The organism is Streptomyces sp. NPDC058664, from assembly GCF_042716635.1.
Classification (GTDB): domain Bacteria; phylum Actinomycetota; class Actinomycetes; order Streptomycetales; family Streptomycetaceae; genus Streptomyces.
This window is the reverse complement of sequence record NZ_JBHXRW010000004.1, coordinates 44,277-68,226: the sequence shown is the minus strand read 5'-3', so window position 1 is coordinate 68,226 and position 23,950 is coordinate 44,277. Positions and strand designations below refer to the sequence as shown.

General features: G+C 72.6%; 22 protein-coding genes, 1 tRNA gene and 1 pseudogene. 12 read left to right on the top strand and 12 right to left on the bottom strand.

The window, feature by feature from the left end:
* Positions 1–80: 80 nt before the first annotated feature.
* The 6 genes from ACFWUY_RS04935 (at position 81) to ACFWUY_RS04910 (ending at position 5,406) form a co-directional block, all read left to right on the top strand.
* The gene (locus ACFWUY_RS04935) at positions 81–719 is read left to right on the top strand and encodes a MerR family transcriptional regulator (RefSeq protein ID WP_384102396.1); all 639 of its coding nucleotides are present in this window, start codon (positions 81–83) and stop codon (positions 717–719) included.
* A 78-nt stretch (positions 720–797) separates the two neighbouring features.
* Positions 798–1,385: a hypothetical protein gene (locus ACFWUY_RS04930; RefSeq protein ID WP_384102049.1), complete on the top strand. Its 588-nt coding sequence runs from the start codon at positions 798–800 to the stop codon at positions 1,383–1,385.
* Between the two features lie 3 nt (positions 1,386–1,388).
* Positions 1,389–2,702, top strand: coding sequence for a peptidoglycan-binding protein (locus ACFWUY_RS04925; protein ID WP_384102047.1), 1,314 nt, complete (start codon positions 1,389–1,391; stop codon positions 2,700–2,702).
* Positions 2,699–3,412 carry an ABC transporter ATP-binding protein gene (locus ACFWUY_RS04920; protein ID WP_384102045.1) on the top strand — a complete coding sequence of 238 codons (714 nt, stop codon included), beginning with the start codon at positions 2,699–2,701 and terminating at the stop codon, positions 3,410–3,412. Before ACFWUY_RS04925 ends, ACFWUY_RS04920 begins: the two co-directional genes overlap by 4 nt.
* Positions 3,409–4,647 (top strand): ABC transporter permease, encoded by a 1,239-nt coding sequence (locus tag ACFWUY_RS04915; RefSeq protein WP_384102043.1) that lies wholly within the window; start codon positions 3,409–3,411, stop codon positions 4,645–4,647. The genes ACFWUY_RS04920 and ACFWUY_RS04915 overlap by 4 nt, the downstream gene beginning before the upstream one ends.
* 393 nt (positions 4,648–5,040) lie before the next feature.
* Positions 5,041–5,406 carry an SH3 domain-containing protein gene (locus ACFWUY_RS04910; RefSeq protein ID WP_384102041.1) on the top strand — a complete coding sequence of 122 codons (366 nt, stop codon included), beginning with the start codon at positions 5,041–5,043 and terminating at the stop codon, positions 5,404–5,406.
* Here ACFWUY_RS04910 and ACFWUY_RS04905 read toward each other — a convergent pair.
* The 3 genes from ACFWUY_RS04905 to ACFWUY_RS04895 are packed head-to-tail and all read right to left on the bottom strand — an operon-like array spanning position 5,397 to position 8,631.
* Positions 5,397–7,073, bottom strand: a complete 1,677-nt coding sequence (locus ACFWUY_RS04905) for a sensor histidine kinase (protein ID WP_384102039.1) — start codon at positions 7,071–7,073, stop codon at positions 5,397–5,399. The two genes, ACFWUY_RS04910 and ACFWUY_RS04905, sit on opposite strands and share 10 nt — an antisense overlap.
* Entirely contained in the window at positions 7,070–7,771 is a 702-nt protein-coding gene (locus ACFWUY_RS04900; RefSeq protein ID WP_384102037.1) for a response regulator transcription factor, read from the bottom strand. Before ACFWUY_RS04900 ends, ACFWUY_RS04905 begins: the two co-directional genes overlap by 4 nt.
* A 56-nt stretch (positions 7,772–7,827) precedes the next feature.
* The gene (locus ACFWUY_RS04895) at positions 7,828–8,631 is read right to left on the bottom strand and encodes an exodeoxyribonuclease III (RefSeq protein ID WP_384102035.1); all 804 of its coding nucleotides are present in this window, start codon (positions 8,629–8,631) and stop codon (positions 7,828–7,830) included.
* A gap of 51 nt (positions 8,632–8,682) precedes the next feature.
* Between ACFWUY_RS04895 and ACFWUY_RS04890 the strand changes: the two genes are divergently transcribed.
* Positions 8,683–9,162: a GNAT family N-acetyltransferase gene (locus ACFWUY_RS04890; protein ID WP_384102033.1), complete on the top strand. Its 480-nt coding sequence runs from the start codon at positions 8,683–8,685 to the stop codon at positions 9,160–9,162.
* A 90-nt stretch (positions 9,163–9,252) separates the two neighbouring features.
* Here ACFWUY_RS04890 and ACFWUY_RS04885 read toward each other — a convergent pair.
* From ACFWUY_RS04885 to galU, 8 genes and pseudogenes are all read right to left on the bottom strand, one after another.
* Positions 9,253–9,326: transfer RNA gene (locus tag ACFWUY_RS04885), tRNA-Ala, on the bottom strand.
* Positions 9,327–9,419: 93 nt separating this feature from the next.
* Positions 9,420–10,454 (bottom strand): gephyrin-like molybdotransferase receptor GlpR, encoded by a 1,035-nt coding sequence (glpR, locus tag ACFWUY_RS04880; RefSeq protein WP_384102031.1) that lies wholly within the window; start codon positions 10,452–10,454, stop codon positions 9,420–9,422.
* Positions 10,455–10,591: 137 nt separating this feature from the next.
* The gene (locus tag ACFWUY_RS04875; RefSeq protein ID WP_384102029.1) at positions 10,592–11,185 is read right to left on the bottom strand and encodes a GNAT family N-acetyltransferase; all 594 of its coding nucleotides are present in this window, start codon (positions 11,183–11,185) and stop codon (positions 10,592–10,594) included.
* Between the two features lie 14 nt (positions 11,186–11,199).
* A complete protein-coding gene (locus ACFWUY_RS04870; RefSeq protein ID WP_384102027.1) occupies positions 11,200–11,760 on the bottom strand; it encodes a molybdenum cofactor biosynthesis protein B in 561 nt (186 codons plus the stop codon).
* Positions 11,757–12,242 carry a cyclic pyranopterin monophosphate synthase MoaC gene (gene moaC / locus ACFWUY_RS04865; RefSeq protein ID WP_030546596.1) on the bottom strand — a complete coding sequence of 162 codons (486 nt, stop codon included), beginning with the start codon at positions 12,240–12,242 and terminating at the stop codon, positions 11,757–11,759. Before moaC ends, ACFWUY_RS04870 begins: the two co-directional genes overlap by 4 nt.
* Positions 12,243–12,289: 47 nt before the next feature.
* Positions 12,290–13,400 (bottom strand): annotated as a pseudogene (locus ACFWUY_RS04860) (hypothetical protein).
* Between the two features lie 77 nt (positions 13,401–13,477).
* On the bottom strand, positions 13,478–14,833 hold the full coding sequence (gene glp, locus ACFWUY_RS04855) for a gephyrin-like molybdotransferase Glp (protein ID WP_384102025.1): 1,356 nt from the start codon (positions 14,831–14,833) through the stop codon (positions 13,478–13,480).
* A 4-nt stretch (positions 14,834–14,837) separates the two neighbouring features.
* A complete protein-coding gene (galU, locus tag ACFWUY_RS04850) occupies positions 14,838–15,749 on the bottom strand; it encodes a UTP--glucose-1-phosphate uridylyltransferase GalU (RefSeq protein ID WP_384102023.1) in 912 nt (303 codons plus the stop codon).
* 103 nt (positions 15,750–15,852) lie between these two features.
* Here galU and ACFWUY_RS04845 point away from each other — a divergent pair, with 103 nt between their 5' ends.
* The gene (locus tag ACFWUY_RS04845) at positions 15,853–16,458 is read left to right on the top strand and encodes a 5-formyltetrahydrofolate cyclo-ligase (RefSeq protein ID WP_384102394.1); all 606 of its coding nucleotides are present in this window, start codon (positions 15,853–15,855) and stop codon (positions 16,456–16,458) included.
* A gap of 37 nt (positions 16,459–16,495) precedes the next feature.
* Here ACFWUY_RS04845 and ACFWUY_RS04840 read toward each other — a convergent pair whose 3' ends face one another.
* Complete coding sequence (locus ACFWUY_RS04840) at positions 16,496–19,255, bottom strand: penicillin acylase family protein (RefSeq protein ID WP_384102021.1); 2,760 nt, start codon at positions 19,253–19,255, stop codon at positions 16,496–16,498.
* Positions 19,256–19,514: 259 nt separating this feature from the next.
* Between ACFWUY_RS04840 and ACFWUY_RS04835 the strand changes: the two genes are divergently transcribed.
* From ACFWUY_RS04835 to ACFWUY_RS04820, 4 genes are all read left to right on the top strand, one after another.
* Positions 19,515–21,038, top strand: coding sequence for a potassium/proton antiporter (locus ACFWUY_RS04835; protein ID WP_384102019.1), 1,524 nt, complete (start codon positions 19,515–19,517; stop codon positions 21,036–21,038).
* A gap of 287 nt (positions 21,039–21,325) precedes the next feature.
* Positions 21,326–22,597 carry an MFS transporter gene (locus ACFWUY_RS04830; RefSeq protein ID WP_384102017.1) on the top strand — a complete coding sequence of 424 codons (1,272 nt, stop codon included), beginning with the start codon at positions 21,326–21,328 and terminating at the stop codon, positions 22,595–22,597.
* 68 nt (positions 22,598–22,665) lie between these two features.
* Positions 22,666–23,004 (top strand): FmdB family zinc ribbon protein, encoded by a 339-nt coding sequence (locus ACFWUY_RS04825; protein WP_384102015.1) that lies wholly within the window; start codon positions 22,666–22,668, stop codon positions 23,002–23,004.
* Positions 23,005–23,084: 80 nt separating this feature from the next.
* On the top strand, positions 23,085–23,930 hold the full coding sequence (locus ACFWUY_RS04820) for an S-methyl-5'-thioadenosine phosphorylase (RefSeq protein ID WP_384102013.1): 846 nt from the start codon (positions 23,085–23,087) through the stop codon (positions 23,928–23,930).
* Positions 23,931–23,950: the final 20 nt, after the last annotated feature.

Here is a 23,950-nt window from a genome sequence, read left to right as displayed (position 1 = left end):
GCGAGAGCGGGCGCGCGGACGCGGGCGCACCCCCGCACGAGCCCCCGCGCGAGACGCACGAGGGCGTACGCGAGTACCGCATGGACGAGCTGGCGGCCGCCGCCGGCATCACCGTGCGCACCCTGCGCTTCTACCGCGAGCGCGGCCTGATCCCCCCGCCCCGCCGCGAGGGCCGGATCGCCTGGTACGACGAACAGCACCTGGCCCGGCTGCGCACCATCGCCGCCCTCCTGGAGCGCGGCCACACCCTCACCGGCATCGCCGACCTCACCAGCGCCTTCGAGAGCGGCCGCAACGTCCGCGAGGTCCTCGCCCTCGACTCCCCCAGCGAGGAGGAGCCCGTCCGCCTCACCCCCGAGGAGCTCGCCGACCACTTCGCCGGCGAGGTCACCCCGGAGAACCTCGCCGCCGCCCTCGACCTCGGCTACCTCGCCACCGACGGCGAGGAGATCGTCCACATCAGCCGCCGCCTGCTCGACGTCTCCGCCGCCCTCGTCCGCGAGGGCGTCCCGCTCGCCGAGGTCCTCAAGGCCGGCGCCCGCGTCCGCGAGCACGCCGAAGCCCTCGCGGAGCTCTTCACCGAACTGCTGCGCACCCACGCGGCCGAGGACGACCTCTGGAGGCTGCGCCCGCTCGCCAAGAGCGTGGTGGAGGCCGAACTGTCGATGGCGCTCGACCGACGGCTGCGCCCGGCCGCCCCCGGGGATCCGGCCTCATGATCGCCTGACAGGTTCTTCAACGGTTCTTCATCACCCCCGTCCTACGGTCGCCCCACCCACCGAGGAACGGGAGAACCGATGAGGACCACACGGATGCTGGCCGTCGCGGCGGCTTCGGTCGTGGCGTTCGCGCTGACCGGCTGCGGCGGCGCGAGCGACGAGGCAGGCAGGATCCCGACGGCCGGTGACGCCACCGCGCCCGCCGGTACGGGGGCGGGCACGACCGCCGGCGGCTCGGGCAAGGACGGGGTCGCCGCGTACGTCGAGGCCCGGCGCGCCTGGGTGAAGTGCCTGCGCGAGAACGGCGTCGACGCGCCCGACCCCGACGCGAACGGCCAGGTCGACTTCGGCGACAGCGCGGCCCTCAAGAAGAACCCGGCCTTCCTCAAGGCCTCGGAGAAGTGCTCTCCGCTCAGCCCGCCGGTCCCCGAGGAGATCGAGCGAAGGCTGGCGCCCAAGCTCACCCCCGAGCAGATCAAGACCCAGTTCGCGTTCGCCGACTGCATGCAGAAGAACGGCGCCCCCGACTTCCCCGACCCCGCCCCCGACGGCAACGTGTACGGGGACCCCCAGTGGGACTCGACCACGGCCGCCGCCAAGCAGGCCTCCCGCACCTGCGCCCCGATCATCGGCGACCCGGTCGAGCAGGGCCCGGGCAAGGGCTGATCGATGAGCGGCATGTTCACGGACACCGACACGGAGCCGGACCCGGGCGACGGCGCGGAGGCGGAACCGGTGCGGGAGGGTACGGCTCCCCCGCGCGCGCCCGGCCGGCGGCGGAGCCGTACCGTCCTCGTCGCCACGGCCTTCACCGTGGTCACGGCGGTCGCCGTGGTCGGCGCGCTCGGCCTCGGCGGCGGCGGGGACGAGGGCCCCGCGGCCCCGCCGAGGGCGGGTTCCACGGTCGCCGTCACCCGCACCACCCTGGTCGAACGGACCAAGGTCGAGGGCACTCTGGGGTACGGGACGGAGGTGCCGCTGCCGGTGAAGGCGACCGGCACCGTCACCTGGCTCCCGGAGGCGGGCGCGACCGCCGAGCGCGGTGACACGGTGCTGCGGGTGGACGACCGGCCGGTGGTGCTGCTCTACGGGACGCTGCCGATGTACCGCGAGCTGGGAATGACGGCGTCCACGGCGACCCCGGACACCGGATCCCCCACGCCACCGGCGCCGGGGGGCGCCGGAAGCAAGGGCTCCGACACCGACACGGCCCCACCCCCGGCGAACCCGACGAACCCGACGATCCCGCCGGCCTCGACGGTCCCGCCGGCCCCCACGTCCCCGCAACCGCTCCGCGGCATGGACGTCCTCCAGTTCGAGTCGAACCTCGCCGCGCTCGGCTACGAGGGCTTCACGGTCGACGAGAAGTTCACGACCGCCACCGAACGGGCCGTCAAGCGCTGGCAGAAGGCGCTCGGCGTGCCCGAGACCGGCCGCATCGGCCTCGGCGACATCGTGTACGCCTCCGCCCGGGTGCGCCTCGGCCAGGCGGGCGTCCGGCTCGGCGCCGCGGCCGGCGACAACGTCCTCACCTACACCGGCACGTCCCGCAAGGTCGTCGTCAACGCCTCGGCGCTCGAAGCCTCCTGGGCCGTGCGCGGCACCGACGTCACCGTCGGCCTGCCCGACGGAAGCCCGGTGAGGGGCAGGGTCGCGACGGTGGGCAGGCAGGCGACCGCACCCGAGGGCGAGGGCACGGGCGGCGCTCCCCCGACGGTCCCGGTCACGATCACCGTCGCCGACCAGCGGGCCCTGGGCCGCCTGGAGAGCGGCCCGGTCAGCGTCGAGTACGTGGGCAGGAAGCGTGAGGACGTCCTGGCCGTCCCGGTGGCCGCCCTGGTGGCGCTCGCCGAGGGCGGGCACGGCCTGGAGACCGAGGACGGCCGCTTCGTCGCGGCCCGGACGGGCCTCTTCGCCGACGGCCTGGTGGAGGTGAGCGGCCCGAATCTCCGCGAGGGCCTGAAGGTGAGGATCCCCCAGTGAGCGGCGAACCCGACACCCCCGTCGTGGAGTTCCGCGAGGTCTCGAAGACGTACCCGGGCGGGGTCGCGGCGGTCCGGGACGTGAGCCTGCGCATCCGGCGCGGCGAACTCGTCGCGATCGTCGGCCCGTCGGGCTCCGGCAAGTCCAGCATGCTGAACCTGATGGGCAGTCTCGACCGCCCCACGGCGGGCCACGTCCTGGTCGACGGGCACGACGTCGCCGCCCTGACGGACCGGGAGGTCTCCGCGCTGCGGGCCACCCGGATCGGCTTCGTCTTCCAGCAGTTCCACCTGGCGGTCGGCGTCCCGGTCCTGGACTCGGTCGCGGACGGCCTCCTCTACGCAGGGGCCCCGCCGCGCCGCCGCCGCGCCCGCGCCGCCGCCGCCCTGGCCAGGGTCGGTCTCAGCCACCGCGTCCACCACCTCCCGCACCAGCTGTCGGGCGGCGAACGCCAACGCGTCGCGGTGGCACGGGCGGTGGTCGGCGGGCCGGCGGTGCTGCTCGCCGACGAACCCACCGGAAACCTGGACTCCGCCTCGGGAGCGGCGGTCCTGGCGCTCCTGCGCGAGCTGCACGCGGCCGGTACGACCGTCGTGGTCATCACCCACGACCGGGAGATCGCGGCCGCGCTGCCCCGCCGCATCGAGATGCGGGACGGCCGGGTGGTCGCCGACACCGCCACGGAGACCGCGATCGGAGCGCCCGGATGATCCCCGCCCCCCGGAAGCACGACAGAAGAAGCCCACTGAACAAGGGCACCACGCTCCGCCCGGCCCGGCTGCGCCCCGCCGACGTGATCCGCCTCGGCGGCACCGGCCTGCGCACCCGCCCGCTGCGGGTGTTCCTCTCCGCGCTCGGCATCGCGATCGGCGTCGCCGCCATGATCGCGGTGGTCGGCATCTCCGGCTCGGGCCAGGCGGAGGTGGACCGCAGGCTCGACGCGCTCGGCACCAATCTGCTGCGGGTCGCGCCGGGCGCCACGCTCGGCGGGCAGAAGACGAAGCTCCCGATGGAGGCGGTGGCCATGATCGGCCGCGTCCCGCCGGTCCGTGAGGTCGCCGCCACCGGCGCGACCGAGGCGAAGATCTACCGCAACGAGAAGATCGCCGTCGGCCGCACCGGCTCCCTCGCCGTCCTGGCGGCCGACGACGGGCTGCTCCCGGCGGTCGGCGGCCAGATCCGCAGGGGCCGCTGGCTGGACGCGGCGACCGCGCGCTACCCGGCGGTGGTGCTCGGCGCGACGGCCGCCCAGCGGCTCGACGTGTACACCCCGGGCACCCGGGTCTGGCTGGGCGGGCACTGGTTCTCCCTGGTCGGCGTCCTCGACCCCGTGCCCCTGGCTCCCGAGCTGGACGGGGCGGCGCTCGTCGGCCGGGAGGCGGCCCGGACGTATCTGCGGTTCGACGGACATCCGTCGACGGTGTACGTACGCACCGAGGACAGCGCCGTCGCGGCGGTACGGGCGGTGCTCCCGGCCACCGCGAACCCGGCGAACCCCGGCGAGGTGCAGGTGTCCCGTCCCTCGGACGCGCTCGCGGCCCGCGAGGCCACCGAGTCGGCGCTCACCGGTCTGCTCCTCGGGCTCGGCGGGGTGGCGCTGCTCGTCGGCGGGGTCGGCGTCGGCAACACGATGGTGATCTCCGTCCTGGAGCGCCGCCCCGAGATCGGGCTGCGCCGGGCGCTCGGGGCGACCCGGGGCCAGATCCGCGTCCAGTTCGTCACCGAGTCGCTGCTGCTGTCGGTGATCGGCGGCCTCGGCGGCACGGTCCTGGGGACGGTGATCACGGCGGCGTACGCCCTGAGCAGGGGGTGGCCGACGGTGGTCCCGGTGTGGGCGACGGCGGCGGGGGTGGGGGCCACGCTGGCGATCGGCGTGCTCGCGGGCCTCTACCCGGCGGTACGGGCGAGCCGCCTGGCCCCGACGGTGGCCCTGGCGGGCACCTGACACACCGCCGGACACGGCACCTGGCACACCGCCGGACACGGCGCCGGGAAACGGCCAACCTGTCCCCGGCACCGCCCCGGACCCGGTTGGCCGCTTCTCGTCGTTCTCCCCGGACAGGAATCGGGAAATCCGCTGGAGCGGAAGGCAATTCACGGGCGTCCGTCCGCCCGTCACGGCTCCGGAATTCCATCGACCGGAAGACGGGCGGACGTTTCGGGGCCCCACGCAATAGTCCTGAAATACTTCCCGATTCCCACCATCCAAAAGCAGCCGACACCGCGTCCGCCCATTGAACGCCTTCTCTCCCCCGGGCAATTCTTTCTCCGCACTCGAACGAACCGGCCCGTCCGGCACGACGCCGGACGGGAACGACCAGGAGTTCAGGAGAGATCGATGCGTCTTCGGACGAAGCTCGCCGCGGTGGCCCTCGGCGCCGTCGCGGCCACCGGCGGCCTCGTGCTGCCGACCACGGCGGCCGTGGCCGCGCCGGAAGGCACCGCCGCCTGCTCCAACCCCGGCTGGTCCAACAAGGACGGCCGTGGCGGCAGCACCAACACGAACTACGTCAACATCCGCACCGGCCCGACGACCGACTGCACCTCGGTCGGCCAGGCGCAGGCGAGTCACAGCCTCACCCTGCACTGCTGGGTGAACGGCCAGAACGGCACGTGGTCGCACGTCCGTGACAACAGCACCGGCGTCTCCGGCTGGATCAAGGACAGCCTGCTGAACAACTACGGATCCAACGTTCAGTGCTGATTCCGCACCCCGCTGCCGGCCCCGCCCCGCGGGGCCGGCAGCACCACCGTGAACACGGACCCCACGCCCACCTCGGAGGTCACTTCGACGGCCCCCTGATGGTCCGCCACGATCTGCCGGGCGATGGAGAGACCGAGCCCGCTGCCGCCGGTGGCCCGCCCGCGGGCCGCGTCCGCCCGCCAGAAGCGGTCGAAGAGACGCGGCAGGTCGGCGGCCGGAATCCCGCTGCCGGTGTCCCCGACCGCGATCCGCACCATCTCGTCCGCCTCGGTCACCTCGAGCCGCACACGGCCCCCGGGGGCGGTGTGCCGGATCGCGTTGCCGACGAGGTTGCCGAGGGCCTGGCGCAGCCGGTCCGGATCCCCGTACAGCCGTACGGTGCCGGGCCCCGCGCCCACCACCTCCAGGGCTACCCCGGCCGCCGCGCCCCGGGCGCTGTGCGCGGTCCGGCAGGCCTCGGCCAGCTCCCGCGCGTCGAGCGTCCTGCGGTGGTACGTGAGGGCGCCCGCCTCGGCGAGCGCCAGGTCCTGGAGGTCGTCCACGATCCGCTGCTGGAGCAGCACCTCCTCGTGGAGCGAGTCGAACAGCTCGGCGTCGGCCTCGACGACCCCGTCCTGGAGGGCCTCCAGATAGCCGCGCAGGTTGGCGAGCGGGGTGCGCAGCTCGTGGGCGATGTCCCCGACGAGCCGGCGCTGCCGCTCCTCGCTGTCCTGGAGGGAGCCGGCCATCCGGTTGAAGGACCGCCCGAGCTCCCCGATCTCGTCCCGGCCCGAGGCGGGCACCCGGCGCCCGAGATCGCCTTCCCCGAGCCCGCGGGAGGCCGCGGTGAGGGCCCGTACGGGCCGGAGCACGGCCCGGCTGAGAAGCAGCGCGCAGGCGAGCGCGGCGGCGGCGACCCCGGTGGCGACGAGCACGGTCGGGCCGACGGCGAGGGTCTGCCCGGCGTCGTCGACGGCGCCAAGACGCACGGTCAGCGGCTGCGGGCCGACGGCGGCGGTGCGCTCGGTGAAGACCCGGCGCAGGCATGCGGTCGCCTCCGCGGCCCGCGGCGCGCGACAGGCGTCGGCGGCGGCTGTGTCGGCGGGCCTCATCCGGCTGGCGTCGGGCTGGGCGCAGGGGGCGCTGCCCGGCAGGCCGCCGGGGGCCTTCCCGCCGTCCTGGAAGACCGGGATCCCGAACTTGCCGGGCAGGACGTCGATCGTGTGCCCGGCCCGGGTCAGACAGGCCGCGTACGTCACACCGGAGTCGTAGACCGCGATCATGGCGGCGGTGACCTTGCGCATCGAGCCGGGGTCGAAGCTCGCGGGGATCTCCAGCCGGGGCCTGGGGTCGACGAGGAGCGGGGGCGCGGTGCCGCCGGGGCGCGGGTCCCGGCCGAGGAGCGTGTCGGAGTCGGCGATCTGCCCCTGGCTTCCGACGGCGACGCGGATGCGCTGCCCGGTCTCCTCGCTGAGGGTGCGCACGGTGCCGGAGACCCCGTCCCAGGTGCCGTGGGTCTCGCCGTACGTGCGGAGCTCGCCGGTGATCCGGGCGACGGACTGGCGGTCGGCGGCGGCGGACTCGCGGAGCTGACCGGTGACCTGCCGCAGGGTCAGCCAGGCGGTGGCGGCGGTGGCGGCCACGGCGACGAGCAGGACGAGCGCGAAGACCCGCAGCCGGAAGCTCACGTACCCGCCCCGTCCGAGAGGCGGTATCCCCGCCCGTACACGGTCTCCAGGTGGCGGGGGCGGGCCGGGTCGGGCTCCAGCTTCAGCCGCAGGTTGCGGACGTGGGCGTCGACGGTGCGCTCCAGGACGTCGCTGTCGAAGCCGAAGACCCGCTCGATGATCTGCGCCCGGGTGAAGACCCGCCCGGGCTCGCGGGCCAGCACCTCCAGAAGGGAGAACTCCTTGGAGGTGAGGGCGACCGGTCTGCCCGCGACCCGCACCTCGAACCGGGCGGTGTCGAGCTCGACCTCGCCCACCCGCAGCGGCTCGTCGCGGACGGCGGCGCCGCTCGCCCGGGACCGGCGGAGGAGGGCACGGACCCGGGCGGTCAGCTCGCGGGGGCTGTACGGCTTGGTGAGGTAGTCGTCGGCGCCGAGGTCGAGCCCGAGGAGCATGTCCTCCTCGGTGCTGCGCGCGGTGAGCAGCAGGATGGGCACGTCGGATCCCTCGGAACGCAGGATGCGGCACACGTCGAGCCCGTCGACGAAAGGCAGCATCACATCGAGAACGACAAGATCCGGCCGTACGCTGCGAACCCGTTCCAATGCGGAACGCCCGTCGGCGACGACCTGGACGGTATTTCCCTCCCGCTCCAGATAGATCCGAATCAGCCGCGACTGCTTTTCGTCGTCCTCGGCGATGAGAATGCGCGCGCTCAACGATGACCCCCACCCGGTTCCGCCAATTCAGGAGCACGGTACCGCGAGGAAATGGGCTACATCTCGTAGACGGCGGTGACGGGCGCGTGATCGCTCCACCGCTCGCCGTGGCTGGCGGCCCGCTCGACGTACGCCTTCACGGCCTTGGCGGCGAGGCCGGGGGTGGCGATCTGGTAGTCGATGCGCCAGCCGGAGTCGTTGTCGAAGGCGCGCCCGCGGTAGGACCACCAGGAGTAGGGCCCTTCCTGCTCGGGGTGGAGCGCGCGCACGACGTCGACGTAACCCCCGTCACCCTCGTCGAGCACCCTCCCGAGCCACTCCCGCTCCTCGGGCAGGAAGCCGGCGTTCTTCTTGTTGGCCTTCCAGTTCTTGAGGTCGGCCTCGCGGTGGGCGATGTTCCAGTCGCCGCAGACGACGACCTCGCGCCCGTCGGCGGCGGCCCGGACCCTGAGCTCCTTCAGGTACGGCAGGAACTCGCCCATGAACCGGTACTTCTCGTCCTGGCGCTCGGTGCCGACCTCGCCGGAGGGCAGGTAGAGGCTGGCGACGGTCACGCCGGGCAGGTCGGCCTCGACGTACCGGCCGCTGCCGTCGAACTCGCTCGACCCGAAGCCGACGCGCACCCGGTCGGGCTCGCGCCGCGTGTAGAGGGAGACGCCGGCGCGGCCCTTGGCGGCGGCGGGCGCGTGGACGGTGAACCAGCCCTCGGGCGCGCGCACCTCGACGGGCAGCTGCGCCTCCTCGGCGCGTACCTCCTGCAGGCAGACGGCATCGGCGGAGGACCCGGCCAGCCACTCGACGAAGCCCTTCTTGGCGGCGGCACGGAGTCCATTGACATTCACGGACGTGACAGTGAGCATCCCGGGAGAATACCGACACCCCGACGTCCGCATAGATGTACGATGCTCCGCATGAACATCCAGCCCACGCCCTATGACCACCCCGACGCCGTCAAACTGGAGGACGCCGTCCAGGCGGAGTACGCCGTCCGCTACGACGACGAGGGCGATGTCACACCGCTGGACGCCGGAATGTTCGTCCCGCCCCACGGTCTCTACCTCCTCGCGTACGACCCCGAGGACCGCCCCGTCGCCAGCGGCGGCTGGCGCACCCAGGACAAGAACGACCAGGGCTACGAGGACGGCGACGCCGAGCTCAAGCGCATGTACGTGGTCCCCGAGGCCCGCGGCCTCGGCCTGGCCCGCCGCATCCTGGCCGCCCTGGAGGCCGACGCCCGCGCGGCCGGCCGCACCCGCATGGTCCTGGAGACGGGCACCGCCCAGCCCGAGGCCATAGCCCTCTACACGTCCAGCGGCTACGAGCCCTGCGTCAAGTTCGGCCACTACCGCGACTACGAGAACAGCCGCTGCTTCGCCAAGCCGCTGAACTGACGGGGCGTCCGCCGGCGACGGCGGACGAACCCCGTGCGAACGACGAAAATCCCGCCCGATCTTGCGATCGGACGGGATTCCCGGTGTCTGTGGACCTGTGGGGATTTGAACCCCAGACCCCCTCGATGCGAACGAGGTGCGCTACCAGACTGCGCCACAGGCCCTTGCGACGTGTGAAACATTAGCATCCCGAGCGGCTCAGGCAAAAATCCGTTTCACCGCAGGTCAGCCGGGGGCCGTCGCGGCCCCGGCCGGGGTCACTCGTTGGCGGCGCGGGGGCGGTCGTCGTCCGCGTACTGGTCGAAGAGCGGGGTGCGGCCGTGGTCGCGGCCGCGGCCGGGCGGGGTGGCGCGCCGGCGGGGGGCCGGTGCGGGGGCGGGGGCCGGGTCGGCCGCCGTGGAGGAGCGGGCCGCGCTCCAGGTCTCCGGGTCCGTGATGTCGATGCCGCTGGTGGCGCGCGGGGCGACCGGGGCGGTGACGTACGTGGGGAGCGGGACCGGGACCGGGTCCCAGCTGTCGCCGCGGGCCGGGCCGCGCTCGCGCTGCTGGTCGACCCACTCCGCGTGGTCGGTCTGCTCGACCAGGGCGCGCCGGTCCGCCTCCTGCGGGGAGGGGGCCTGGGAGGCGTCGGGCGACGGTTCGGGCGTGGGTGCCGGGCGCCTGCTCTCGCGGAGCCGGGCCGCCGCCGCTTCGGCGCGCCGCCGGTCCATCACGTACACGAAGCGGCGTCGTTCCTGGACCCGCAGGTGCACGATGTACGCGCTGAGGAGCAGTGCCGGGACGGCCGGCGCCCAGAGGAAGGCGATTCCGCCGACGGCGGCGACGACCGCGCCGAGGGTGAAGGCCGCGAAGAGGAGCGTCGTGGTGCGGCGGCGGCGGGCGAGGACCTTGCCACGGCGGGCGCGTTCGGCGGCGGCGCCCGTGGCGGGGCGGGCCGGGGCCTGCGCCGAGTGGGGTGCCTGTTCCGGTTCCGGCGCCGGGAGTTCCAGGCGCGCCTCGGTCCTGGCCGCGGGCGCGGAGAAGGCCCGGACGTCGACCGAGCTCAGATGCTCGGTCGTCGCGTCCGGGTCCACGTCGGGCGTCGGTCCCTCCGCCGTTCGGTCCCGTTCCTTGAGCTCCTTGGCGTACCGGCGCTCCATGCCCGCCCGTCCGGAAAGCAGCCGGATGGCGGTGCTGAAGCGTTCCGTCGGACGGGCTTCGTTCAGCTCGTCCTGCCTGCGGAGCCACATCGGTACCAAGTAGGCGGCCCAGGCCCCGACGATGACTGCGTAGATGAGGCCGCTGCTGCTCACGCTTCACACGGTAGAGGGGTTCGCGTGACGGCATCGGCCAATTGGCCCGGTGTGTCGCACGATCTGGCTGATATCACTGAAGTTTTTTGTGATTGTTCAGATCGATTGACTGCCAACTACCGATCGAATTCGAACATTTATTTTATTCTCGCCTGGTGCCAGCGGCGCAGCAGCCCCTCCGGCACCTCCTCCGCCGTCAGCGCGAAGACCAGATGGTCCCGCCACGCGCCGTCGATGTGGAGATAGCGGGGGCGCATCCCCTCCTCGCGGAAGCCGAGCTTCTCCACGACCCGGCGCGAAGGGCCGTTCTCCGGGCGGATGCACACCTCCATCCGGTGCAGCCCGACCACGCGGAAGCAGTGGTCGACGGCGAGCGCGACCGCCGTCGGCATCACCCCGCGCCCGGCCACCTCGCTGTCCACCCAGTAGCCCACGTGCCCCGAGCACATCGAACCCCAGGTGATGCCGGCCACCGTCAACTGGCCGACGAGCCGCCCCCGGTACTCGATCACGAACGGCAGCATCCGGCCCGCGTTCGCCTCCGACCGCAGATGGCGGACCATCTGACGGTACGTCGGCCGCCGGGCGACCGGGCCCCCCGGGGCCGGCGGCGGAACCGTCGCCTCCCAGGGCCGCAGCCACTCGCGGTTGCGCCGGTTCACCTCCCGCCAGGCCGCGTGGTCGCGCATCCTTATCGGACGGAGCACGACCTCGCCGTCCACGAGAACCACGGGCCAGGACGGGATCACGACGGTCTCGGGTGGTCGCCGCCACGGATCTGGTCGACGGCGTGGCGCAGGATCGGCTCCAGGACGGTCAGCCCGTCCCGCACTCCACCGGAGGACCCCGGCAGGTTCACGATCAGGGTGCCTTCCGCGACCCCCGCGAGGCCCCGCGAGAGCGCCGCCGTCGGCACCTTCTCCCGGCCGTGGGCGCGGATCGCCTCCGGGATGCCCGGGATCTCCCGCTCCAGGACCCGGCGGGTCACCTCGGGGGTCTCGTCGGTCGGCGAGATGCCCGTACCGCCGGTGGTGACGATGACGTCGTACCCGGCGGCGACCCCGGCACGCAGGGCCGCCTCCACCGGCGCGCCGTCCGGGACGACCTGCGGGCCGTCCACGGCGAACCGCATCCGGGTCAGGCCCTCGGCGATCAGCGGACCGCCCTTGTCCTCGTAGACCCCGGCCGACGCGCGGTTGGAGGCGGTGACGACCAGCGCGCGGTAGGCCTCGGCCGGAACCTCGTCCGGCGGCCCCGCGGGCTCCTCGTGCTCGTGGGCGCCCGCCACCCGGCCCGCGCGCGTCACGCCTCGGCCCTCGTCCAGTGACCCGACTTGCCGCCCGTCTTCTCCTCCACCCGTACGTCGGAGATGACCGCGCCCTTGTCGACCGCCTTGATCATGTCGACCACCGTCAGGGCCGCCACCGAGACCGCCGTCAGGGCCTCCATCTCGACGCCCGTGCGGTCCGTGGTCTTCACCGTCGCCAGGATCTCGACCGCGTCGTCCGTGACCGCCAGGTCCAGGGTCACGCCCGAGACTGCCAGCGGGTGGCAGAGCGGGATGAGGTCCGGGGTCTTCTTGGCGCCCATGATCCCGGCGATCCGGGCGGTCGCGAGCGCGTCGCCCTTCGGGACGCCCTCACCGCGCAGCAGCTCGATCACGCGCGGCGACACGAGCACCCGCCCGCTGGCGCGCGCGGTGCGGGACGTGACGTCCTTCGCCGATACGTCGACCATGCGGGCCGCGCCCGCCTCGTCGATGTGGGTGAGACCTTGCTGCGTGCTCATGGCCGTGACACTCCCGGTCGCTGTATGGGGACGACACCGTACCGTTCCTACAGACTGAGCGGGAATGAGTCCTGTTGCCAGAACTGCTGCTCAGCCGCGTGTCCCGAGCGGTGTCGGGCACGCTGGTCGCCCGCTTTCGCTCCGTGTCCGGGCGGCGCGCCTCGTGGACGCGGTCCGGGAACACGGGGGCGGGGTCCCTCACGCCCAAGCGCGTCCGGTCCGGCCTGGACGGTCCGATGCCCCGCAGCATCGCTCTGGTACTGCGGGGGCGGTGCCGTCCGTCGCCGGATCGGGTGTCCTTGGGCGCGCCTTCCGATCGCCACGGCGGCAGCGCTGCCCCGGTGCGCGAACCGCACCCGCGCAGAAAGCGTTCGCCAGCCCGGCCAGCGGCGTGGGGAGCTTGATACTGACCTCGCCGTCGGGGGTGACGCGAATGGTCTCGTTGCCGTACCGCTTCCCCGACTCCCCGTCCGCCGTAAGGAACCAGCGCTCCGCCTCCCACCGCTCCCGCCACCCCGCCTCGGTGAGCCGGGCGTCGGCAAGATGGTGGCGGGTGTTCAGCAGACGCTTACCACCCCGGGCCACCCGCACACGTCCTGCCCGCCAGTCCGCGACAGCGGCGGCGTGCCGGGCCTCCAGGGCGGCCAGCCGCCGGGACTTCGCATGCCACTCCCGCCGCGAGCGGTAACCCCCCGGTGCCCGCTTCGAACCGCGCTCGCCAACCGGCAACGACAGCCGGTGCCGCAGCAGCCGGATCCCCGCCTCAAGCCCCTGGACATGCGCGACCTGGCAACGCCGCGCGAGCGCCCACTGATCATGAGACGCCTTCGTCACCGCACCCGCCCACCGCGACGACGACAGGACGGTGAGTTCCCGCTTCCGCGCCGCCCACGACTGAGCGGAATGTCCCAGACCATCCGCGCAGCGCATCCTCAGATCCCGCGAGGCCAGCGCACCCAGATGCGCGCCCACCCACCGCAGAACATCTGCCTCACCATCGGTGAGGCCCTTCAGCCGGTCCCGCACCGCGACACCGGTAGGACCGGACACCACGAACGGTGCAGTCAGGACACGCAGCCCTGAAGCCGACCGCACCCCACCCCCGCCCCCGCCCACGGCCCGGAACCCCGACACGTCGCACTGGTCAACGAACCACATCGGAGAAGGTCACTCGTTCCCACCCCGAACACCCAACCGTCCTGTCCGTCACCGCCGCCATGCCACCCTCGCCCTCCTCAGCCGAGGAGGACCACTTCCAGCTCTGTGCCCGGCTCCACTCTCTCCGTCTCCTCCGGCACCACGAGCAGGCAGTCCGCGTGCGCGAGGGCGGCGATCAGATGGGAACCGGCACCGCCCACGGGAGTGACGGCGCCGGTCTCCCGGTCGTACACCCCGCGCAGGAACTGGCGGCGGCCCGCCGGTGACGTCAGCGTCACGTCCGCGTCGAGGACCGCCCGCACCCGGGGCCGGTGCAGGTCCTCGACGCCCATCAGGGCGCGGATCGCGGGGCGCACGAACAGCTCGAAGGAGACGTACGAGGAGACGGGGTTGCCCGGCAGCGCGAGGAGCGGGATCTGCTCGGCGCCGATCGCGCCGAAGCCCTGCGGCTTGCCCGGCTGCATGGCCAGCTTGCGGAAGTCGACCTGCCCGTCGGCGGTCAGCGCCTCCTTCACCACGTCGTACGCGCCGACGCTCACCCCGCCCGTGGTCACGATCAGATCGGCCCGGATGAGCTGGTCCTCGATGGTGGCGCGCAGCGACTCCGCGTCGTCGGCGACGGCGCCCACCCGGTAGGCGAGGGCGCCCGCGTCCCGCGCGGCCGCGGCGAGCGCGAAGCTGTTGGAGTCGTGGATCTGGCCCTCGCCCAGCGGCTCGCCGGGCTGGACCAGCTCGCTGCCGGTGGACATGACGACCACCCGGGGGCGGGGACGGACCTTGACGGTGCCCCGGCCGATCGCCGCGAGCAGGCCGATCTGGGGCGGGCCCAGGACCGTGCCCGCCGCGAGGGCCAGCTCCCCGGCCCGTACGTCGCTGCCCGCCCTGCGGACATGCGCGCCGGCCTCGGCGGCGCGGTGCACCCGGACCTCGCCGGAGGCACCCTCGGGGGCGGTGCTCGCGGCGGTCATGCCGGTGGCCGCGCCCCCGCCCGTACCGCCGTCGGTCCACTCGACGGGGACGACGGCCTCGGCTCCGGGCGGCAGCGGGGCGCCGGTCATGATGCGGGCGGCCTGGCCGGGGCCGACCTCGGGCAGGCCGCCGGCGCCCGCGGCGACGTCACCGACGACGGTGAGGACGGCGGGGAACTCCCCGGTGGCACCGGCGACATCGGCGACCCGGACCGCGTATCCGTCCATGGAGCTGTTGTCGAAGGGGGGCAGCGCGACCGGTACCGTCACGTCCTCGACGAGGACGCAGCCCTGCGCGTCGAGGAGTTGCAGTTCGATGGGTTCGAGCGGGCCGACGGTCGCGAGGATGTCGGCCAGGTGCTCGTCCACCGACCACAGACCGCGGGCCGGGCCCGCGCAGGGGTCCGCACCCTTCTCCTGGTCGTGGTCGTCGTGGGACGGCGACGGTGCCGTGCTGCTGCTCAAGGTTCTACATCTCCTCGCTGACGTATCTCCGGAGCCAGGCCCGGAAGTCCGGTCCCAGATCTTCACGTTCGCACGCGAGTCTGACAATGGCACGCAGATAGTCACCGCGGTCACCGGTGTCATAGCGGCGCCCCTTGAACACGACACCGTGCACGGGGCCGCCGACCTTCTCGTCCGAGGCGAGTTTCTGCAGGGCGTCGGTCAGCTGGATCTCCCCGCCGCGCCCCGGCTCGGTCTCCCGCAGCATCCCGAAGACGGCCGGATCCAGCACGTAGCGGCCGATGATGGCGTAGCCGCTGGGCGCGTCGGCCGCGTCCGGCTTCTCGACCAGGCCCGTCACCTTCACGACGTCCGCGTCGGCGGTCGGCTCGACCGCCGCGCAGCCGTACAGGTGGATCTGCGCGGGCTCGACCTCCATGAGGGCGATCACGCTGCCGCCCTCCCGCTCCTGGACCTCCACCATCCGCGCGAGCAGCGGGTCGCGCGGGTCGATCAGGTCGTCGCCGAGGAGGACCGCGAAGGGCTGGTCCCCGACGTGCGGGGCGGCGCAGAGCACGGCGTGGCCGAGGCCGCGCGGGGCGCCCTGGCGCACGTAGTGCATGGTGGCGAGGTCGCTGGACTCCTGGACCTTGGAGAGGCGTTCGTCGTCGCCCTTCCGGCTCAGGGCCTCCTCCAGCTCGTAGTTCCGGTCGAAGTGGTCCTCCAGGGGGCGCTTGTTCCGGCCGGTGATCATCAGCACGTCGGAGAGACCGGCCGCGACGGCCTCCTCGACGACGTACTGGATGGCCGGCTTGTCGACGACCGGCAGCATCTCCTTCGGCGTCGCCTTGGTCGCCGGGAGGAAGCGGGTGCCGAGGCCGGCGGCCGGGATGACAGCCTTGCTGATCCGGCCGAGCCTGGGGAGCGACTGATTCATACGAGCACCTTAGTCGTTCGGAATGAGAGGAAGATGTGGGTTCGGTTAACTTCCTCCGCATAAAGACACTTAAAGGAATTTCGTGCATGTATACGAGGCCGTCATGACCCCCGAGACGTCCGAGAAGACCCTTCTGCGCAGTCGACTTCTGGCCGCCCGCGCCGCGCTGGACGCCGTGTCCCTGACGCGGACGGCCGAGTCCCTCGCCCGCCACGGAGTGGAGCTGGCCGAGCTCGCCGAGGCGTCCACCGTCGCCGCCTACGTGTCGGTGGGCCGCGAGCCGGGCACGCGCGCGTTGCTCGACGCGCTCCACGCGCGCGGGGTGCGGGTCCTGCTTCCCATCCTGCTCCCCGACAACGACCTGGACTGGGCCGTCTACGAGGGTCCCGAGCGGCTCGCGAGGGCCGGCCGGGGGCTCCTCGAACCGGTGGGGCCCCGGCTCGGTCCCGACGCCGTGTGCGCCGCGGACGCCGTCCTGCTGCCGGGGCTCGCGGTCGACGGGCGCGGGATGCGACTCGGACGGGGCGGCGGCTCGTACGACCGGGTGCTCGCCCGGCTCACGCGCGCGGGCGTCGACCCGGCCCTGGTGGTGCTCCTCTACGCGGACGAGGTGGTCGCCCGGGTCCCGGAGGAACCGCACGACCACCCCGTGCACGCGGTGGTGACCCCGGAGGGGGTCACCCGCTTCCCGTCAGGCCCTCCGGCTTGAGGACCGGCGGGTCCTCCCGCTCGAGGACCTGCGGGTCCTACGGCTTGAGGACCAGCGTGTCCTTCGTCGCCGCGTCGACCGCCGCCTTGCCGTAGGCCCAGTCGTAGAGCTCGCCCTTCGCCCAGGCGTCCGTCTGGTCGGTGTAGTGGTCGTGGAAGGCGTGGCCGGAGGCGCCGGTCAGGTTGATCCACCGGGACTTGTCCCAGTCGCCGACGTTGACCACCATCCGCATCGAGGGCACCCAGATGACCTCGTAGCCGCCGGCCGCGTTCCAGCCGGTGGCGTCGACGGCCGCCTCGCCGCCGCCCAGGTTCCACGGGCCCCGGTTGAGGAGCTGCTGCACGACGTCGGGTCCGGCGGTGCCGAGGGTCTGGTTCTTGAGGGTCAGCTGGTGCAGCCGGCCCCAGCTCCAGGTGGAGACGTCCTTGCCGAGCTTGGCCGTCAGCTCCCAGCGGGCGTCCTTCATGGCGCGGGCGAGCAGCTGGTCACGGGTCTCGGTGGCCTGGTCCGTGCGGTTGCCGGAAATGGTCCACCACTCGCTCTTCTCCTGCTTGAGGAGCGGGCGGACCACCTCGTACCAGCGGTCGCCGCCGTCCGGCTGCGCCGAGTCGGGGTCGCGCTGGCCGCACTCGCGGACGAGCTTGTTCTGTTCGTCGACCGGGCCGGTGGCGTCGGCCGGGCGCACGTTGATGCAGTCGCCCTCGGCACGCAGTTCCTTGGGCAGTTTGTCGCCGAAGGAGAGCTTGAGGACGTTGCGCCAGACCGCGTTGAAGTAGGCGGCGGCGGCCGAGTCGGGTTCCTGGGTGTAGTCCCAGCCCTCCAGGAGCTTCTGCGCCTCGCGGACGTACGGGTCGGAGATGTCGATCTTCAGCAGGAGCGGGTTGAGCAGGGTCGCGATCTCGCTGCGGTTGTCGGTCTGCATGGTGCGCATGTCGTCCGGCGAGATCTTTCCGCCGTCCTTGGTCTTCGACTCGATGAGGTCGTTGATCCGCTGGCTGCGCGAGCCGTAGCCCCAGTCCTTGGTGAGCAGGTCGGGGTAGGTCCTGGGATCGATCACGGCCTGGTTGGCGGTGACGATGTAGCCGCGGTCGGGGTTGAGCTCATAGGGGAGCCGGTCGAAGGGGATGTACCCCTTCCACTTGTACGAGGAGTCCCAGCCCGGCGCCGGGACGGTGCCGTCGTACCCCTTGGAGCGCTGCGGGATCTTGCCCGGGGACTGGTAGCCGATGTTGCCCTCGGTGTCGGCGTAGACCAGGTTCTGGGACGGGACCTCGAAGTTCTTCGCGGCGGCCCGGAAGGTGGTGAAGTCCTTGGCGCGGTCGATCGCGAAGATCGCGTCCATCGACCTGCCCGGCTGGAGGGCGGTCCACTGGAGGGAGACGCCGTAGCCGGTGCTGCGGTCGGGGGCGGAGTTGCCGACGGGGGCCTTCTGGCCGACCTTCTCCAGCTCGGCGGAGCGGTCGGAGACGAGCGGGCCGTGGCCGGTGGAGCGGACGGTGATCGTCCGGTCTCGGCCGCCGGCGACCTTGATGGTCTCCTCGCGGGTGATGAAGGGCTTGGTCTTTCCGTCGACGAGGTAGCCGTCGGGGCCGATCTTCTCCAGGTAGAGGTCGGTGACGTCGGCGCCGAGGTTGGTGAGACCCCAGGCGATCCTGTCGTTGTGTCCGATGATCACACCGGGCATGCCGGAGAAGGTGTAGCCGGAGACGTCGTAACGGCAGGTCGCCGAGACCGAGCGGCAGTGCAGGCCCATCTGGTACCAGAGGGACGGCAGCTGGGGCGCGAGGTGCGGGTCGTTGGCGAGCAGCGGCTTGCCGGAGGTCGTGTACTCCCCCGAGACGACCCAGGAGTTCGAGCCGATGCCGTTGCCGTTGGGGCCGAGGAGGGCGGGGATGCCGTCCAGGACCTCGGAGAGCGCGCCGAGCTGGGACTCGATCCCCTGACCGGAATCGCCGGAACCGTCCGAGCCGTCGGGGCCGCTGCCCGGGGTCTCGCCCGTGGTCGCCCCGTCGCCCTCGTCGCCCTTGGCCTTCGGGTCGAACTTCCCGCTGTCCTCGTCGACCGCGCCCTGTCCGACGATCGGCTGGTGGAGCGCGTACGGGTACTCCGGGTACAGCTCCTTGATCTGACTCGCGCTCAGCCGGCTCGTCATCAGCGAGCGGTCGATCTCGTCCTGCATGTTGCCGCGCAGGTCCCAGGCCATCGCCTTGAGCCAGGCCACCGAGTCGACCGGCGTCCACGGCTCGATCGTGTAGTCGTTGGTGAGGGCCAGGGCCGCGTACTCGACGGAGACGTCGGCGGGGTCCCGGTCCTTCAGGTAGGCGTTGACGCCCTCCGCGTACGCCTGGAGGTACTTCTTCGTCTCGGCCGACAGGACCTTGTCGTACTCCTGCTGCGCGACCCGGCGCCAGCCGAGCGTGCGCAGGAAGGAGTCGGTCTCGACCTGGCTCTCGCCGAACATCTCGGACAGCCGGCCCGCGGTCACGTGCCGCCGGACGTCCATCTCGTAGAAGCGGTCCTGCGCCTGGACGTAGCCCTGGGCGCGGAAGAGGTCCGTCTCGTTGTCCGCGTAGATCTGCGGGACGCCGTTCGCGTCGCGCTTGACCTCGACCTCGCCGGAGAGCCTGTCGAGCCGGATCTCGCCCGAGGTCTGCGGGAACGAGGCCCGGACGGTGCTCACACCCCAGTACCCGCCGAACCCGACGCCCGCGACCAGCGCGAGGACCAGGACGAGGAGGAGCAGGCGGGCGCGCCGCCCTTTCTTCTTGGCGGGAGGCGCGGTCGTGTTGGAGGGCATCGCTGTCCTTCGAGGGGCAGGGTGGTCCTGGAGTACGGGAGCAACCTTAGGCGCAGCGTCCGGACGGCCCGGACTCGGTGTCGGGAAGAGAACCGTACTGATGAGCGAGGAGACGCAAAGAGGGCGTCAAGGAAACGTTAAAGATTAGGTAAGGTAACGAAGTGTCGGCCGCTGGAGGAACGATCCAGCTGCATGTGAGGGGAAGGAACGGCCACTGACTGTCCACCAGCTCAACGAACTCCTGCTCATCAGCTCTCTTGTGCTGCTGATCGCGGTCGCGGCCGTCCGGATCTCGTCCCGGAGCGGGCTCCCCAGCCTGCTGCTCTACCTCGGCATCGGCGTCGCGATAGGCCAGGACGGCATCGGCAACGTCGCCTTCGACAACGCCGAACTGACCCAGGTCATCGGCTACGCGGCCCTCGTCGTGATCCTCGCCGAGGGTGGCCTCGGCACGAAGTGGAAGGAGATCAAGCCGGCCCTGCCCGCCGCGGTCGTCCTCTCCACCGTCGGCGTCGCCGTCAGCGTGGGCATCACGGCCACCGCCGCCCACTACCTCGTCGGCCTCGACTGGCGACAGGCCCTGATCATCGGCGCCGTCGTCTCCTCCACCGACGCGGCCGCGGTCTTCTCCGTGCTGCGCAAGGTGCCCCTGCCCTCACGGGTCACCGGCGTCCTGGAGGCCGAGTCCGGCTTCAACGACGCCCCCGTCGTCATCCTCGTCGTCGCCTTCTCCACCGCCGGACCCGTCGACCACTGGTACGTCCTCGTCGGCACGATCGCCCTCGAACTCGCCATCGGCGTCGCCATCGGCCTCATCGTCGGCTTCCTCGGCTCCTACGGCCTCCGGCACGTCGCCCTGCCCGCCTCCGGCCTCTACCCGATCGCCGTCATGGCCATCGCCGTCGTCGCGTACGCCGCAGGTGCCATGGCCCACGGCTCCGGCTTCCTCGCCGTCTACCTGGCCTCGATGATCCTCGGCAACGCCAAGCTGCCGCACGCGCCCGCGAACCGCGGCTTCGCCGAGGGACTCGGCTGGATCGCCCAGATCGGCATGTTCGTCCTGCTCGGCCTGCTCGTCACCCCGCACGAGCTCGTCCACGACTTCTGGCCCGCCGTCGTCATCGGCCTCGTCCTGACGGTGGTCGCGCGGCCCCTGGAGATCCTGGTCAGCCTGCTGCCCTTCCGCATCCCCTGGCAGGAGCAGGCCCTCATGTCCTGGGCCGGCCTGCGCGGGGCCGTCCCCATCATCCTCGCCACCATCCCGATGGTGGCGCAGATCGAGGGCAGCGAGCGGATCTTCAACATCGTCTTCGTCCTCGTCGTCGTCTACACCCTCGTCCAGGGGCCGACCCTGCCCTGGCTCGCGAGGGCGCTGAAGCTCGGCGACTCCGACGGGGCCTCCGACCTCGGCGTCGAGTCCGCCCCCCTGGAACGGCTCCGCGGCCACCTGCTCTCCGTCGCCATCCCGGAGCGCTCCCGGATGCACGGCGTCGAGGTCGCCGAGCTGCGCCTCCCGGCCGGAGCGGCCGTCACCCTCGTCGTACGGGAGGGGAAGAGCTTCGTACCGGGACCCGCGACCGTCCTGCGGCGCGGCGACGAACTCCTCGTGGTCGCCACCGACCCGGTACGGGACGCCACCGAACGGCGGCTCCGCGCCGTCGGCCAGGGCGGCAAGCTCGCCGGCTGGCTGGGCACGGGCGGCTCGACGGCGGCCTCGGCCCCCTCGGGGACGGCGCTGCGCTTCCACCGCCACGGACACCACGAGAAAAAGCCGTCCGGCTGAGCGAACATCCGCGAGCGTCCGTGAACATTCGATTAATCCGAGGCATTAATTCAGGGGTGGGAGCGTTTTCCCAGGCAGGAAGACGCTCCTCCCTGTACCATGAAGGCACACCTGATCGAACCAACTCTGCCTGACGCAGAGCTGGCGCGACCGTATGGCGGCCGTGGCGCCCCTCCGCAGTGGGGCCGGCCCGGTATCTACCGCAGTAACGCGCATGAGGACAGCTCTCGGCGACACCCGCACCACCGTGCCGGGGCGCGCTACCAGGCGGCAGAAAGGCCAGGACCGTGGCGTCCACGGTCAACTCGGACAAGCGACCCGGCTACGGGCAGCTCCTGCGCACACCCGGTGCGCTGTCCTTCCTGCTCCCCGGCTTCGCCGCCCGGCAGCCCTTCGCGATGCTGACCATCGGCATCGTCCTGCTCGTCCAGCACACCACCGGCTCCTTCGGCAGCGCGGGCGCGGTCGCCGCCGCCACCGGCGTCTCCATGGCGCTGTTCGCGCCGCAGAGCGGCAAGCTCGCCGACCGCTTCGGCCAGCGCGCCGTCCTGATCCCCGGCGTCCTGATCCACACCGCGTCCGTCTCCCTGCTCGTGGCGCTCGCCCTGGCCGGCGCCCCGCTCTGGGCGCTGTTCCTGGCCGCCGTGCCCGCCGGCGCCTCCGTGCCCCAGGTCGGACCCATGGTCCGGGCCCGCTGGGCCGCCAAGCTGGACGGCACCCCGCTGATGCCGACGGCCGCGGCCTTCGAGTCCGTCACGGACGAGTTCACCTTCGTCGTCGGACCGGTCCTCGCCACCGCCCTGTGCACCGGCGTCCATCCGGCCGCCGGCCTGATCGCCGAGGCCGCCCTCACCCTCGTCGGCGGGCTCTTCTTCGCCGCCCAGCGCGCCACCCAGCCCGCGTTCGGCGTCGCCACGGCCACCTCCGCCGAGCCCCATCGCTCGGCCCTCTCCATCCCCGGCGTCCGCGTCCTGATCGTCGCCTTCCTCGGCATCGGCTCCGTCTTCGGCGGCATGCAGGTCTCCCTCACCGCCTTCACCGAGGAGATCGGCAACCCCGGCGCCAACGGCCTCCTGTACGGGGTCTTCGCCGCCGGCAACATGCTCGCGGGCATCGCCATGGGCGCCGTCGCCTGGAAGACCGGCCCCCGCCGCCGCCTGATCCTCGGCTACGCCGGCCTCACCGTCGCCGCGTCCCTGCTCTGGACCGCGCACTCGGTGCTGCTCCTCGGCGCCCTCGGCCTGGTCGTGGGTCTGTGCATCGCCCCCGCCCTGATCACCGGCTACACCATCGTCGAGACCCTGATCCCGGCGTCCGCCCGTACCGAGGCGTTCACCTGGCTCACCGGAGCCGTCGCGCTCGGCCAGGCCGCGGCCGTCACGGTCGCCGGCCGCCTCGCCGACGCCCACGGCGCGAGCACCGGCTTCCTGGTGCCGATGGCGGGCACGGCGCTGGCCCTGGCCACGCTCCTGGCCCTGCGCTCGCGGCTCAAGCCGCGCGAGACGAGCCGGGTCGCGGCACGTGGTATCCGTCACCGCGTACCGGTGACGGTGGACTGATTCCGCGGAATACGTCACTATGGATCGTCGTTAGCACTCGATGAGTGTGAGTGCCAGGAGGAAGACAAGTGCCGACCTACCAGTACCAGTGCACCGAGTGCGGCGAGGGCCTCGAGGCGGTGCAGAAGTTCACCGATGACGCGCTGACCGAGTGCCCCCAGTGCAAGGGCCGCCTGAAGAAGGTGTTCTCGGCCGTCGGCATCGTCTTCAAGGGATCCGGCTTCTACCGGAACGACAGCCGCGGCTCGTCGTCCAGCAGCTCGCCGGCCGCGTCGAAGTCGTCGACCCCGTCGTCCACGTCCACGTCGTCCTCGACGTCGGACGCGAAGCCGGCCGCGTCGACCGCGTCGTCGTCCGCCTCCACCTCCTCGGCGTCCTCGTCGAGCACCGGAAGCTCGGCCGCCTGATCATCGCTGTCCCCGAGGGCCCCGTCGCGTGCGACGGGGCCCTCGGTGTCTTCCGGGGCACCGCGCATAGGCTGAGCGGCATGGCGACCCACGGCGCGTACGCGGACATCGGTGTGATCGGCGGATCCGGCTTCTACTCCTTCCTGGAGGACGTCACGGAGGTGTCCGTCGACACCCCGTACGGCAGCCCGAGCGACTCCCTCTTCCTCGGCGAGATCGCCGGCCGGCCGGTCGCCTTCCTCCCCCGGCACGGCCGGAGCCACGGCGTCCCGCCGCACCGCATCAACTACCGCGCCAACCTGTGGGCGCTGCGTTCCGTGGGCGTACGGCAGATCCTCGGCCCCTGCGCCGTCGGCGGGCTGCGCGAGGAGTACGGGCCCGGCACTCTCGTCGTCCCCGACCAGCTCGTCGACCGCACGAAGGCCCGCGCGCAGACCTACTTCGACGGGGAGCGGCGGGCGGACGGGGCCGTGCCCCGCGTCGTCCACGTGACCTTCGCCGACCCGTACTGCCCGGACGGGCGGCGGGTCGCCGTCAAGGCCGCCCGGGGGCGGGGCTGGGAGCCGGTCGACGGCGGCACGATGGTCGTGGTCGAGGGGCCCCGCTTCTCCACCCGGGCCGAGTCCCGGTGGCACGCGGCGGCCGGCTGGTCGGTCGTCGGCATGACCGGGCACCCCGAGGCCGTCCTCGCCCGTGAGCTGGGCCTCTGCTACACCTCGCTCGCGCTCGTCACCGACCTGGACGCGGGGGCCGAGACCGGCGAGGGCGTCTCCCACACGGAGGTGCTGCGGGTGTTCGGCGAGAACGTGGGACGGCTGCGGGAGGTGCTGTTCGACGCGGTGGGCGCGCTGCCGGCGACCGCGGACCGGGACTGCCTGTGCACCCACGCGCACGACGGCTGGGACCTGGGGATCGAGCTTCCGTAAATCCCCCTGGAGGGTGAGGG